Annotated in this window: 11 protein-coding genes; 9 read left to right on the top strand and 2 right to left on the bottom strand. The window is 69.8% G+C overall.

Going from position 1 to position 12,678, the window contains the following annotated elements; translation table 11 throughout:
* The first annotated feature begins 79 nt into the window (after positions 1–79).
* The 8 genes from ruvC (at position 80) to FNV62_RS12645 (ending at position 9,476) form a co-directional block, all read left to right on the top strand.
* Positions 80–661, top strand: coding sequence for a crossover junction endodeoxyribonuclease RuvC (ruvC, locus tag FNV62_RS12685; protein WP_067365911.1), 582 nt, complete (start codon positions 80–82; stop codon positions 659–661).
* Positions 658–1,266, top strand: a complete 609-nt coding sequence (ruvA, locus tag FNV62_RS12680; protein WP_144315229.1) for a Holliday junction branch migration protein RuvA — start codon at positions 658–660, stop codon at positions 1,264–1,266. Before ruvC ends, ruvA begins: the two co-directional genes overlap by 4 nt.
* Before the next feature lie 119 nt (positions 1,267–1,385).
* Positions 1,386–2,456, top strand: a complete 1,071-nt coding sequence (gene ruvB / locus FNV62_RS12675; protein WP_054233947.1) for a Holliday junction branch migration DNA helicase RuvB — start codon at positions 1,386–1,388, stop codon at positions 2,454–2,456.
* A 163-nt stretch (positions 2,457–2,619) separates the two neighbouring features.
* A complete protein-coding gene (yajC, locus tag FNV62_RS12670) occupies positions 2,620–3,132 on the top strand; it encodes a preprotein translocase subunit YajC (protein WP_054233948.1) in 513 nt (170 codons plus the stop codon).
* A 139-nt stretch (positions 3,133–3,271) separates the two neighbouring features.
* Positions 3,272–5,047 (top strand): protein translocase subunit SecD, encoded by a 1,776-nt coding sequence (secD, locus tag FNV62_RS12665; RefSeq protein ID WP_143607611.1) that lies wholly within the window; start codon positions 3,272–3,274, stop codon positions 5,045–5,047.
* Position 5,048: 1 nt separating this feature from the next.
* Positions 5,049–6,164, top strand: coding sequence for a protein translocase subunit SecF (secF, locus tag FNV62_RS12660; RefSeq protein ID WP_097283910.1), 1,116 nt, complete (start codon positions 5,049–5,051; stop codon positions 6,162–6,164).
* Positions 6,161–6,709 carry an adenine phosphoribosyltransferase gene (locus tag FNV62_RS12655; RefSeq protein ID WP_097283909.1) on the top strand — a complete coding sequence of 183 codons (549 nt, stop codon included), beginning with the start codon at positions 6,161–6,163 and terminating at the stop codon, positions 6,707–6,709. The genes secF and FNV62_RS12655 overlap by 4 nt, the downstream gene beginning before the upstream one ends.
* Positions 6,710–6,938: 229 nt before the next feature.
* Positions 6,939–9,476, top strand: a complete 2,538-nt coding sequence (locus FNV62_RS12645) for a RelA/SpoT family protein (protein ID WP_060902376.1) — start codon at positions 6,939–6,941, stop codon at positions 9,474–9,476.
* A gap of 104 nt (positions 9,477–9,580) precedes the next feature.
* Here the strand turns inward: FNV62_RS12645 and FNV62_RS12640 are convergent, their stop codons facing one another.
* On the bottom strand, positions 9,581–10,810 hold the full coding sequence (locus tag FNV62_RS12640) for a DUF349 domain-containing protein (RefSeq protein WP_054233953.1): 1,230 nt from the start codon (positions 10,808–10,810) through the stop codon (positions 9,581–9,583).
* 135 nt (positions 10,811–10,945) lie between these two features.
* A complete protein-coding gene (locus tag FNV62_RS12635; protein ID WP_097283908.1) occupies positions 10,946–11,767 on the bottom strand; it encodes a peptidylprolyl isomerase in 822 nt (273 codons plus the stop codon).
* A 180-nt stretch (positions 11,768–11,947) separates the two neighbouring features.
* Here FNV62_RS12635 and FNV62_RS12630 point away from each other — a divergent pair, with 180 nt between their 5' ends.
* Positions 11,948–12,673, top strand: a complete 726-nt coding sequence (locus FNV62_RS12630; protein WP_144315228.1) for an MBL fold metallo-hydrolase — start codon at positions 11,948–11,950, stop codon at positions 12,671–12,673.
* Positions 12,674–12,678: the final 5 nt, after the last annotated feature.

The raw sequence follows: 12,678 nt of genomic DNA, 5'->3' as shown, positions 1-12,678 counted from the left end.
CATCAATTGAGGAACCACGACGGCGATCGGCCACTCCCGCGAGAGCGGCGGCGGCTCAGCCGTAAAAGGGGGGTTCGGGGTGCGGGTGCTGGGCGTTGACCCGGGACTGACCCGATGCGGTGTCGGGGTGGTCGAAGGAGTCGCGGGCCGACCCCTGACCATGCGCGGCGTCGGGGTCGTACGCACTCCGGCGGACGCCGAGTTGGGCCTGCGCCTCGTCGCCATCGAGCAGGGCATCGAGCAGTGGCTCGACGAGTACGAGCCCGAAGTCGTCGCCGTGGAGCGGGTGTTCAGCCAGCACAACGTGCGGACGGTGATGGGCACCGCCCAGGCCAGCGCCGTCGCCATGCTCTGCGCCGCCCGCCGCGGCCTGACGGTCGCCCTGCACACCCCGAGCGAGGTCAAGGCCGCCGTCACCGGCAGCGGACGCGCGGACAAGGCCCAGGTGGGTGCCATGGTCACCAGGCTGCTCAGGCTCGACGCGCCGCCCAGGCCCGCCGACGCGGCGGACGCCCTCGCCCTCGCCATCTGTCACATCTGGCGCGCCCCCGCGCAGAACCGACTCCAGCAGGCCGTCGCGCAGAACCGGCTCCAGCAGGCCGCCGCCCTGCACGCGTCGAAACCCGCATCGCACCACGCTTCGAAAGGCCGTACCGCATGATCGCCTTCGTCAGCGGCCCGGTCGCCGCCCTCGCCCCGGACTCCGCGGTCGTCGAGGTCGGCGGCATCGGCATCGCCGTCCAGTGCTCGCCCAATACGCTCTCCGGGCTCCGGATGGGACAGCAGACCAAGCTCGCCACCTCCCTCGTCGTGCGCGAGGACTCCCTGACGCTGTACGGCTTCGCGGACGACGACGAGCGCGGAACCTTCGAGCTGCTCCAGACCGCCAGCGGTGTCGGCCCACGCCTCGCGCAGGCCATGCTCGCCACGCACTCGCCCGACGCCCTGCGCCGCGCGATCGCCACGGGTGACGAGAAGACGCTCACGGCCGTACCCGGCATCGGCAAGAGGGGAGCCCAGAAGCTCCTGCTGGAGCTCAAGGACCGGCTCGGCGAGCCCCTCGGCACGAGCACCGGCATCGGCACCCCGGTCAGCACCGGCTGGCGCGACCAACTGCACGCCGCGCTGATCGGCCTCGGGTACGCGACGCGCGAGGCCGACGAGGCCGTCTCCGCCGTCGCCCCGCAGGCCGAGGCCGCCGAGGGCGCACCCCAGGTGGGCCTGCTGCTGAAGGCGGCCCTCCAGAGCCTCAACCGCGCCCGCTGAACCGCCGGCCCCCGACCACCAGACCGCGAGGCACACATGCACGCTGTGTCTTCCCGGGGAGCGTCCCCGGACCCCCGGCCGGATGACACAGCCGGCATGCCACGGCTAGGAGAACTTCAGTGAACTGGGACGACACGACCGACGAGAGCGACGCCGAGCGGCTCGTCGGCGCGTCCGCCGACCGTGAGGACCAGGCCGTCGAGGCGGCCCTGCGCCCCAAGGACCTGGACGAGTTCATCGGCCAGGAGAAGGTCCGCGAGCAGCTCGACCTCGTCCTGCGCGCCGCCCGCGCGCGCGGCGCCACCGCCGACCACGTGCTGCTCTCCGGCGCCCCCGGCCTCGGCAAGACCACCCTCTCGATGATCATCGCCGCCGAGATGGGCGCCCCCATCCGCATCACCAGCGGCCCCGCCATCCAGCACGCCGGTGATCTGGCGGCGATCCTCTCCTCGCTCCAGGAGGGCGAGGTGCTGTTCCTCGACGAGATCCACCGCATGTCCCGGCCCGCCGAGGAGATGCTCTACATGGCGATGGAGGACTTCCGCGTCGACGTGATCGTCGGCAAGGGCCCCGGCGCCACCGCGATCCCACTGGAGCTGCCGCCGTTCACGCTGGTCGGCGCCACCACGCGCGCCGGTCTGCTGCCGCCCCCGCTGCGCGACCGCTTCGGCTTCACCGCGCACATGGAGTTCTACGAGCCCGCGGAGCTCCAGCGCGTCATCCACCGTTCCGCGCATCTCCTCGACGTGGAGATCGGCTCGGAAGGCGCCGCCGAGATCGCGGGGCGCTCCCGCGGCACGCCCCGTATCGCCAACCGTCTGCTGCGCCGCGTCCGGGACTACGCGCAGGTCAAGGCGGACGGGATCATCACCCGCGAGATCGCCGCGGCCGCGCTCAAGGTCTACGAGGTCGACGCCCGTGGCCTCGACCGGCTCGACCGCGGTGTTCTGGAGGCACTGCTCAAGCTGTTCGGCGGCGGCCCGGTCGGTCTGTCCACGCTCGCGGTCGCGGTGGGGGAGGAGCGCGAGACCGTCGAGGAGGTGGCCGAGCCCTTCCTCGTACGGGAGGGACTGCTCGCCCGTACGCCGCGCGGCCGGGTGGCGACCCCGGCCGCATGGGCTCATCTCGGTCTGACGCCGCCGCGCCAGTCCATGGGGGGAAACGGACAAGGGGACCTGTTCGGGGCGTGACGGCGCGCGCACTCGCGGGGTCAGGAACCCCGGTGCCATGCTGAGCGTTGTTCCCTGAGTGCGGACTCGCTTAGACTCCGCCGATGCCGCCCTTGTCGACGGCATACATACCCCCATCCAGCAGGCCGCTCACCATCGCGGTCGAAGAAGGAAGTTCCGACCCGTGAGTCTCGTGACCCTCCTCCCGTTCATCGTGCTCATCGGGGCCATGTTCCTGATGACCCGGTCGGCCAAGAAGAAGCAGCAGCAGGCCGCTTCCATGCGCAATGAGATGCAGCCCGGCTCCGGCGTGCGCACGATCGGTGGCATGTACGCCACTGTCAAGGAGGTCAACGAGGACTCGGTCCTCCTTGACGCCGGCCCGGGCGTCGACCTGCTGTTTGCGAAGAACGCGATCGGCGCCGTGCTCTCCGACGAGGAGTACAACCGCATCGTCCACGGCGCCGAGCACGACCTGGACGCGGACGGGTCGGTCGTCCCCGACGACGCCTCCTCCCTCACCGAGACCGACGAGCCCGCCGCCGACGCCTCTTCCGACGCCTCCGACGACAAGCCCCTCGACCTCGGCAAGAAGGACGTGGCCGCCGAGCCGTCCGACAAGCCCGCCGAGGCGAAGGCCGACGAGGCCGACGAAGCAGAGCCGAAGAAGACCGACGGCGAGTCCGACGCGAAGTAGTCACGCCCCGGGGACGCGGCGCGATCCGCTTGCGCTCCGCACCTCCGGGACCTGCGTTTTCGCACGGAATCCCGACACCATGTCATGGCCGCCCCCGCGCTGACCCCGCGCACGGCGGCCCGAGAGGGAGTACGAGAAGGTGGCAGCACCGAAGAAGGGCCGGAGCGCGAGCGCCCAGAGCAGGCCGGGGCGCTCGCTGGCCTTCATCCTGATCGCCATCGCGGCGCTCACGGGGGGGATGTTCCTCTCCGGGCATCCCACCCCGCGTCTCGGCATCGACCTCGCCGGCGGCACGAGCATCACGCTCACGGCGAAGAACGAGCCGGGCCAGCCGAACGCGATCAACCAGACCAACATGAACACCGCGGTCGACATCATGAACCGCCGTGTCAACGGTCTCGGCGTCTCTGAGGCCGAGGTGCAGACCCAGGGATCCGACAACATCATTGTCAACATCCCCAAGGGCACGAACTCCAAGGAAGCCCGGGACCAGGTCGGCACCACCGCGAAGCTCTACTTCCGTCCGGTCCTGGCCACCGAGGTCTCCGGTTCGGCCGCGTCGGCCAGCCCGTCGCCCAGCGCCTCGAGCAGCTCCTCCTCGAAGGCCACGGACAAGGCCACCGAGAAGGCGACCTCGTCGAGCTCCGCGAGCCCGACGTCCTCCGCCACCTCCCAGGGCCGTGCGGTCACCGACGCCCTGAAGGCGGGCTCCACGCCGTCCGCGAGCAGCTCCGCGAGCTCCTCGGCCAGCCCCTCGGCCTCCTCCAGCGCCTCGCCGTCGGCGAACGCGAGCGCCAGTGCCGCGGCCACCAAGCTCCAGGCCCAGTACACCGCGCTCGACTGCACGGACAAGGCGCAGCGCGCCAAGGCAGGCGAAGGCGCCAAGGCCAGCGACCCCACCGTGGCGTGCGGCAAGAACTCCTCGGGCCAGTGGCAGAAGTACGTCCTCGGCCCCGCCGAGGTCAGGGGCACGGACATCAAGAGCGCCTCGGCCGTCTTCGACACCCAGAGCGCGGCGGGCTGGAAGGTCACCATGGAGTTCACCTCCGGTGGCTCCAAGAAGTTCGCCGACATCACCGGCAAGCTCGCGAAGAACCAGTCCCCGCAGAACCAGTTCGCGATCGTCCTCGACGGTGATGTCGTCTCCGACCCGTTCGTCCAGCAGGCGCTGACCGGCGGCAGTGCGGAGATCTCCGGCAGCTTCGACCAGACCGAGGCGCAGGGCCTGGCGAACATGCTGAAGTACGGCTCGCTGCCGCTCGACTTCAAGGAGTCGAGCGTCACCACGGTGACCGCCGCGCTCGGCGGCGAGCAGCTGCACGCCGGTCTGATCGCGGGCGCCATCGGCCTCGGCCTGGTCGTCATCTACCTGGTGGTCTACTACCGGGGCCTGTCGATCATCGCCATTCCCTCGCTGCTGGTCTCGGGTGCCCTCACGTACGTGATCATGGCGCTGCTCGGTCCCACCATCGGCTTCGCGCTGAACCTCCCCGCGGTCTGTGGTGCGATCGTCGCGATCGGAATCACAGCGGACTCGTTCATCGTGTTCTTCGAACGCATCCGGGACGAGATCCGCGAGGGCCGCTCCCTGCGCCCGGCCGTCGAGCGTGCCTGGCCGCGCGCCCGGCGCACCATCCTGGTCTCCGACTTCGTGTCGTTCCTCGCCGCCGCGGTGCTCTTCATCGTCACCGTCGGCAAGGTCCAGGGCTTCGCGTTCACGCTCGGTCTGACCACGGTGCTCGACGTGGTCGTCGTGTTCTTCTTCACCAAGCCGCTGATGACGCTCCTCGCCCGCCGGAAGTTCTACGCGAGCGGCAGCAAGTGGTCCGGCCTCGACCCCAAGGCCCTGGGCGCCAAACCACCGCTGCGTCGTACGCGCCGTCCCTCCGCCCCCGTCGACCCGAAGGAGGCGTGAGATGTCGAAACTCGGCACCCTCGGCGCCCGGCTCCACCGCGGCGAGATCGGCTACGACTTCGTCGGCAAGCGCAAGATCTGGTACGGCATCTCGATCCTGATCACCATCACGGCCATCCTCGGCCTGACGGTGCGCGGCCTGAACATGGGCATCGAGTTCCAGGGCGGGGCCGTCTTCACCACCGGGAAGACCAGCGTCTCGGTGGCCCAGGCCGAGACGTTCGCGCAGAACTCGTCCGGCCACGACGCGGTCGTCCAGAAGCTCGGCAACGGCGGACTGCGCATCCAGGTCGCCGGCATCGACACGGACAAGTCCGACAAGATCAAGGACGAGCTCGCCAAGGACCTGAACGTCAACACGGAGTCGATCAACGCGGACCTGGTCGGCCCCAGCTGGGGTGACCAGATCGCCAACAAGGCCTGGGAGGGCCTGGCGATCTTCATGGTCCTCGTCGTGATCTACCTGGCGATCGCGTTCGAGTGGCGCATGGCCGTGGCCGCGCTGGTGGCCCTGATCCACGACATCACGATCACGGTCGGCATCTACGCCCTGGTCGGCTTCGAGGTCACCCCGGGCACCGTGATCGGTCTGCTCACCATCCTCGGTTACTCGCTCTACGACACGGTCGTCGTCTTCGACAGCCTCAAGGAGCAGACGAAGGACATCACCAAGCAGACCCGCTACACGTACAGCGAGATCGCCGACCGCTCGATCAACGGCACCCTGGTCCGTTCGATCAACACCACGGTGGTCGCGCTGCTGCCGGTCGCCGGCCTGCTGTTCATCGGTGGCGGTGTCCTCGGCGCGGGCATGCTCAACGACATCTCGCTGTCGCTGTTCGTCGGCCTCGCGGCCGGTGCGTACTCCTCGATCTTCATCGCCACGCCGCTCGTCGCCGACCTCAAGGAGCGCGAGCCGCAGATGAAGGCCCTCAGGAAGCGCGTCCTGGCCAAGCGGGCCCAGGCCGCCGCCAAGGGCGAGCCCCTGGAGACCGAGGTCTCCGACGTGATGCTGGACGACGAGCCGGAGGACGACGCGCCCATGGTCGTCGGCCCGCGCAACCAGCCCGCGTCCCGCAACCGCGGTCGCGGCCGACCCTCGGGGAAGCGCCGATGACCGAGCTCACGGACATCACGACGCTGCTGCTCAGCCGTATCCGCGACGTGGCCGACTACCCGGAGCCGGGTGTGATGTTCAAGGACATCACCCCGCTCCTGGCGGACCCGGCGGCCTTCACGGCGCTCACCGACGCCCTGGCGGAGATCGCCGTGCGCGCCGAGGCCACGAAGATCGTCGGTCTGGAGGCCCGTGGCTTCATCCTCGGCGCCCCGGTCGCCGTCCGCGCCGGGATCGGCTTCATCCCCGTACGCAAGGCGGGCAAGCTCCCCGGAGCGACCCTGTCGCAGGCGTACGACCTGGAGTACGGCTCGGCCGAGATCGAGGTGCACGCCGAGGACCTGACCGCGGCCGACCGGATACTGGTCGTCGACGACGTCCTCGCCACCGGCGGCACCGCCGAGGCCTCGCTCCGGCTCATCCGCCGGGCGGGCGCCGAGGTCGCGGGCGTCGCCGTGCTGATGGAGCTCGGGTTCCTCGGCGGCCGTGGCCGTCTGGAGCCGGCTCTCGCGGGCGCTCCGCTGGAGGCGCTCCTCAAGGTCTGAGGGCCGCGTTCGCGACACCTCGGGGAAAGCCCCGGGAAAGGCCTGGGAAGGCCCTGAGACACCCGTAGGACACCGTGGAGGCGGGCCCGGAGGAATCCGGAGCCCGCCTCTCGCGTTCCTTCTGTACGAGGCCGTCCCAGCGGCCGAAAGCGAGCCCGGTGCCCAGGATCGCTACCATGGGGTTTCCGGAGCCTGACCGGGGGACCCGGAACGCGCACGAGGAGCCCTCTTGCCAGACGAGGCCCAGCCACTCACCGCCGCCAAGCCCGAGACTGCCTCGGCCCCCGCGGCGACGCCCGCCAAGAACGCCACGAGCGGGCCGGTCGAGCACGCCCAGTCCGCGCCCGACGGCAAGGCGGCCGAGCAGCCACGCCCCAAGCCGGCCCCTTCCGAGCGCCCCGCGAAGACTCCGGCGGTCCGTTCCGCCGCCGCTCCGTCCGGCCGCCCCAGCTCCTCCTCCAACCGCGTCCGCGCCCGCCTGGCCCGGCTCGGCGTGCAGCGTTCGAACCCGTACAACCCGGTCCTGGAGCCGTTGCTGCGGATAGTGCGCAGCAACGACCCGAAGATCGAGACGTCGACGCTGCGGCAGATCGAGAAGGCCTACCAGGTCGCCGAGCGCTGGCACCGCGGTCAGAAGCGCAAGAGCGGCGACCCGTACATCACGCACCCGCTCGCCGTCACGACGATCCTCGCCGAGCTGGGCATGGACCCGGCCACGCTGATGGCCGGTCTCCTGCACGACACCGTCGAGGACACCGAGTACGGCCTGGACACGCTCAGGCGCGACTTCGGCGACCAGGTCGGCCTGCTCGTCGACGGCGTCACCAAGCTCGACAAGGTCAAGTTCGGCGAGGCCGCGCAGGCCGAGACGGTCCGCAAGATGGTCGTCGCCATGGCCAAGGACCCCCGCGTCCTGGTCATCAAGCTCGCCGACCGTCTGCACAACATGCGCACCATGCGCTACCTCAAGCGCGAGAAGCAGGAGAAGAAGGCGCGCGAGACCCTGGAGATCTACGCGCCGCTCGCCCACCGCCTGGGCATGAACACCATCAAGTGGGAGCTGGAGGACCTCGCGTTCGCGATCCTCTACCCCAAGATGTACGACGAGATCGTGCGCCTGGTCGCCGAGCGCGCCCCCAAGCGCGACGAATACCTCGCCATAGTGACCGACGAGGTCCAGGCGGACCTGCGCGCCGCCCGCATCAAGGCGACGGTCACCGGCCGCCCGAAGCACTACTACTCCGTCTACCAGAAGATGATCGTACGAGGCCGTGACTTCGCGGAGATCTACGACCTGGTGGGCATCCGCGTCCTCGTGGACACCGTCCGCGACTGCTACGCGGCCCTCGGCACCGTGCACGCGCGATGGAACCCGGTCCCCGGCCGGTTCAAGGACTACATCGCGATGCCCAAGTTCAACATGTACCAGTCGCTGCACACGACGGTCATCGGGCCCAACGGCAAGCCGGTCGAACTCCAGATCCGCACGTTCGACATGCACCGCCGTGCCGAGTACGGCATCGCCGCGCACTGGAAGTACAAGCAGGAGACCGTCGCCGGTTCCTCCAAGATCCGCACCGACGTGCCCCGGGCGGCCAAGGGCAGCGCGGGGCAGGACACCGTCAACGACATGGCGTGGCTGCGCCAGTTGCTCGACTGGCAGAAGGAGACCGAGGACCCGAGCGAGTTCCTGGAGTCCCTGCGCTTCGACCTGTCCCGCAACGAGGTCTTCGTCTTCACGCCCAAGGGTGACGTCATAGCGCTCCCGGCCGGCGCGACACCGGTGGACTTCGCGTACGCGGTCCACACGGAGGTCGGCCACCGGACGATAGGCGCACGGGTCAACGGACGCCTCGTCCCGCTCGAATCCACCCTGGACAACGGCGACTTGGTGGAGGTCTTCACCTCCAAGGCGGCCGGTGCGGGCCCCTCCCGCGACTGGCTGGGCTTCGTGAAGTCCCCGCGCGCCCGCAACAAGATCCGCGCCTGGTTCTCCAAGGAGCGCCGCGACGAGGCCATCGAGCAGGGCAAGGACGCCATCGCCCGGGCGATGCGCAAGCAGAACCTGCCGATCCAGCGCATCCTCACCGGCGACTCCCTGGTCACCCTCGCGCACGAGATGCGCTACCCCGACATCTCCTCGCTGTACGCGGCGATCGGAGAGGGCCATGTCACCGCGCAGAGCGTCGTGCAGAAGCTGGTGCAGGCCCTCGGCGGCGAGGAGGCGGCCACCGAGGAGATCGACGAGAGCGTTCCGCCCGCGCGCGGGCGTGGCCGCAAGCGCCGCTCCAACGCCGACCCGGGTGTCGTCGTCAAGGGCGTCGAGGACGTGTGGGTCAAGCTCGCCCGCTGTTGTACGCCCGTCCCCGGCGACCCGATCATCGGCTTCGTCACCCGCGGCAGCGGCGTATCGGTGCACCGCAGCGACTGCGTCAACGTCGACTCGCTCTCCCGCGAGCCCGAGCGCATCCTCGAGGTCGAGTGGGCCCCCACCCAGTCCTCGGTCTTCCTGGTGGCCATCCAGGTCGAGGCCCTGGACCGCTCCCGGCTCCTGTCGGACGTCACCCGCGTCCTGTCCGACCAGCACGTCAACATCCTGTCCGCGGCCGTCCAGACCTCCCGCGACCGCGTCGCCACCTCTCGCTTCACCTTCGAGATGGGTGACCCCAAGCACCTGGGGCACGTCCTGAAGGCGGTCAGGGGCGTGGAGGGCGTGTACGACGTGTACCGGGTGACCTCGGCGCGCAGGCCCTCCGACGGATCCTGACGTCCCCGGCCCATCAACGGCCCACTACGTAGAGGGGCTCCCGTACGCACCGTACGGGAGCCCCTTCTACGTAGTGGCGGGAAAACCCAGCCGCCTCGGCCGCCTCAGCCGCCGAACTCCTGGAGACCCTTCAACGCCTGGTCCAGCAGCGCCTGACGGCCATCGAGCTCCTTCTGGAGCTTGTCGGCCCTCGAGGTGTTGCCCGCGGCGCGCGCCGTCTCGATCTGGCCCTGGAGCTTGTCCACGGCGGCCTGCAGCTGACCGGTCAGACCCTCGGCACGCGCGCGTGCCTCCGGGTTGGTCCGGCGCCACTCGGCCTCCTCGGACTCCTGCAGAGCCCGCTCCACCGCGTGCATCCGGCCCTCGACCTTCGGGCGGGCGTCGCGGGGCACGTGGCCGATGGCCTCCCAGCGCTCGTTGATGGAACGGAAGGCGGCGCGGGCGGCCTTGAGGTCCTGCACCGGGACGAGCTTCTCGGCCTCCTCGGCCAGCTCCTCCTTGAGCTTCAGGTTCTCCGACTGCTCGGCGTCCCGCTCGGCGAAGACCGAGCTGCGCGCCGCGAAGAACACGTCCTGGGCGCCGCGGAAGCGGTTCCACAGGTCGTCCTCGTGCTCACGCTGCGCGCGGCCCGCGGCCTTCCAGTCCGCCATCAGCTCGCGGTAACGCGCCGCCGTCGGACCCCAGTCGGTGGAGGCGGACAGCGACTCGGCCTCCGCGACCAGCTTCTCCTTGGTCTTGCGGGCGTCCTCGCGCTGCGCGTCCAGCGAGGCGAAGTGCGCCTTGCGGCGCTTGGAGAACGCCGAGCGCGCGTGCGAGAAGCGGTGCCACAGCTCGTCGTCCGACTTGCGGTCGAGCCGCGGCAGCCCCTTCCAGGTGTCCACCAGGGAGCGCAGTCGCTCACCGGCCGCCCGCCACTGGTCGCTCTGCGCCAGCTCCTCCGCCTCGACGACCAGTGCCTCCTTGGCGTGCCGCGCCTCGTCGGACTGCTTCGCACGCTGGACCTTGCGCTCCTCACGGCGCGCGTCGACCGTCTCGACGAGCTTGTCCAGCCGCTTCTTCAGCGCCTGCAGATCGCCGACCGCGTGGTGGGCGTCCACCTGTTCGCGGATATGGTCGATCGCGACCTGGGCGTCCTTCGCCGACAGGTCGGTGGTTTTCACTCGTCGCTCGAGGAGGCCGATCTCGACAACCAGGCCTTCGTACTTGCGCTCGAAGTAGGCCAGCGCCTCATCAGGGGAGCCGGCCTGCCAGGAACCGACGACCTGCTCGCCGTCGGCCGTACGCACGTACACGGTCCCCGTCTCGTCGACGCGGCCCCACGGGTCGCTGCTCACAGCGCCTCCTCCACATGATGCCTGCGAGGGGCTTCAGCGCCCCTGGGCATCGTCCACAGTTTCGTCACGGCCAACATAGGCGACCAGCCCGGCGGCTGTCCGCATCCAGCGCGACCGAAATTTCGCAGTTGACGGTCAGGATTTCGTCACGGTCAGTTTGTTGATCACGACCGTCGCGTTGGGCGCCCCGTCGCCCTGGCCTGTGCTCTCTCCGGCCGCGGCGATCTTCTTGAGGACCGTGAGGCCGGACTTGGAAATAGTTCCGAACGGTGTGTAGCTGGCCGGTAGCTGACTGTCCTGGTACACGAGGAAGAACTGGCTGCCACCGGTGTGCTTCTGGCCCGTGTTGGCCATCGCGATCGTGCCCGCCGGGTAGACGCCGCCCTTGAGGCTGGTGTCCTTCAGGTTCTCGTCCGGGATCGTGTACCCCGGACCGCCGCTGCCGGTGGCCTTCGGGTCACCGCACTGCAGCACGTAGATGCCGTTCGTGGTGAGCCGGTGGCACTTGGTGTGGTCGAAGAACCCCTTGCCCGCGAGGAAGTCGAACGAGTTCACCGTGTGCGGGGCCGCGGCCGTCTTCAGCGCGACGTCTATGTCGCCGCAGGTCGTCGCCAGCTTCATCGTGTAGGCCGCCGACGTGTCGATGGCCATCGCCGGCTCCGTCTTCCAGCTCAGCGACTTCACCGCGCCTTCGGCGGGCTTGGCGCACGGGTCCGGCGCCTTGCTGGTCGGGGAGGCGCTCGGCGTGACCTCCGCGCCCGCGTTGGCCTTCTTGCCGTCGTTCTTGAAGAGCCCGGTCGCGTACGACACCACACCGCCGACGACGATCACGCCGAGGACCGACGCGACCACCGTGTTGCGCATGTGTGACTTGCGCCGCGCGGCCGTACGCCGCTGCTGCTGCCGCAAGAACTTCTCCCGGGCGAGCTGACGCCGCCGCTGTTCCTGGGTGACCACCGGGTTATCTCCTCATGCGTCTCGTACGTCAAGTGGGACGCGTGCGTCTTGTGAGCCGACCGCCTGCGTGTGCCCCGTACCGTATATGGGTTAGCTGAGGAATCGGCAGCGCCGGTAGGCTCTGATCCACAGCCACCCACCCCGTACGGCATCACGCGTACGCCACCACGAAGGACGATCGTGCTCATTGCCGGGTTCCCCGCCGGGGCCTGGGGCACCAACTGTTACCTGGTCGCCCCCGCCGCCGGTGAGGAGTGCGTGATCATCGACCCGGGCCATCAGGCCGCCCAGGGAGTCGAGGACGCACTCAAGAAGCATCGGCTCAAGCCCGTCGCCGTCGTCCTCACCCACGGCCACATCGACCACGTGGCCTCGGTCGTGCCCGTCTGCGGTGCCCACGACGTACCGGCCTGGATCCACCCCGACGACCGGTACATGATGAGCGACCCGGAGCGGGCGCTCGGCCGGTCCATCGGCATGCCGCTGATGGGCGAGCTGACCGTGGGTGAGCCGGACGACGTGCGGACGCTCACCGACGGCACGCGGCTGGAGCTGGCCGGTCTGGAGCTGTCCGTCGCGCACGCGCCCGGCCATACGAGGGGGTCGGTGACCTTCCAGATGCCCGAAGCCCGCGACGGATCAGACATTCCGTCGGTCTTCTTCTCGGGCGATCTGCTCTTCGCCGGCTCCATCGGACGCACCGACCTGCCCGGCGGTGACATGGACGAGATGCTCGGCTCGCTGGCCCGTGTGTGCCTGCCGCTCGACGACTCGACCGTGGTGCTGTCCGGCCACGGCCCCCAGACGACCATCGGCCAGGAGCGCGCCACCAACCCGTATCTGCGGCAGGTGGCGGCGGACCGCCAAGCGCGCGGCGCCGAACCCGCTCCCCGACGAGGAATGTGACGAGA

The organism is Streptomyces sp. RLB3-17 (assembly GCF_007113425.2).
GTDB classification, from domain to species: Bacteria; Actinomycetota; Actinomycetes; order Streptomycetales; family Streptomycetaceae; genus Streptomyces; species Streptomyces mirabilis_D.
The sequence above is the reverse complement of the archived record's forward strand: the minus strand, read 5'-3'. Positions and strand labels throughout refer to the sequence as shown.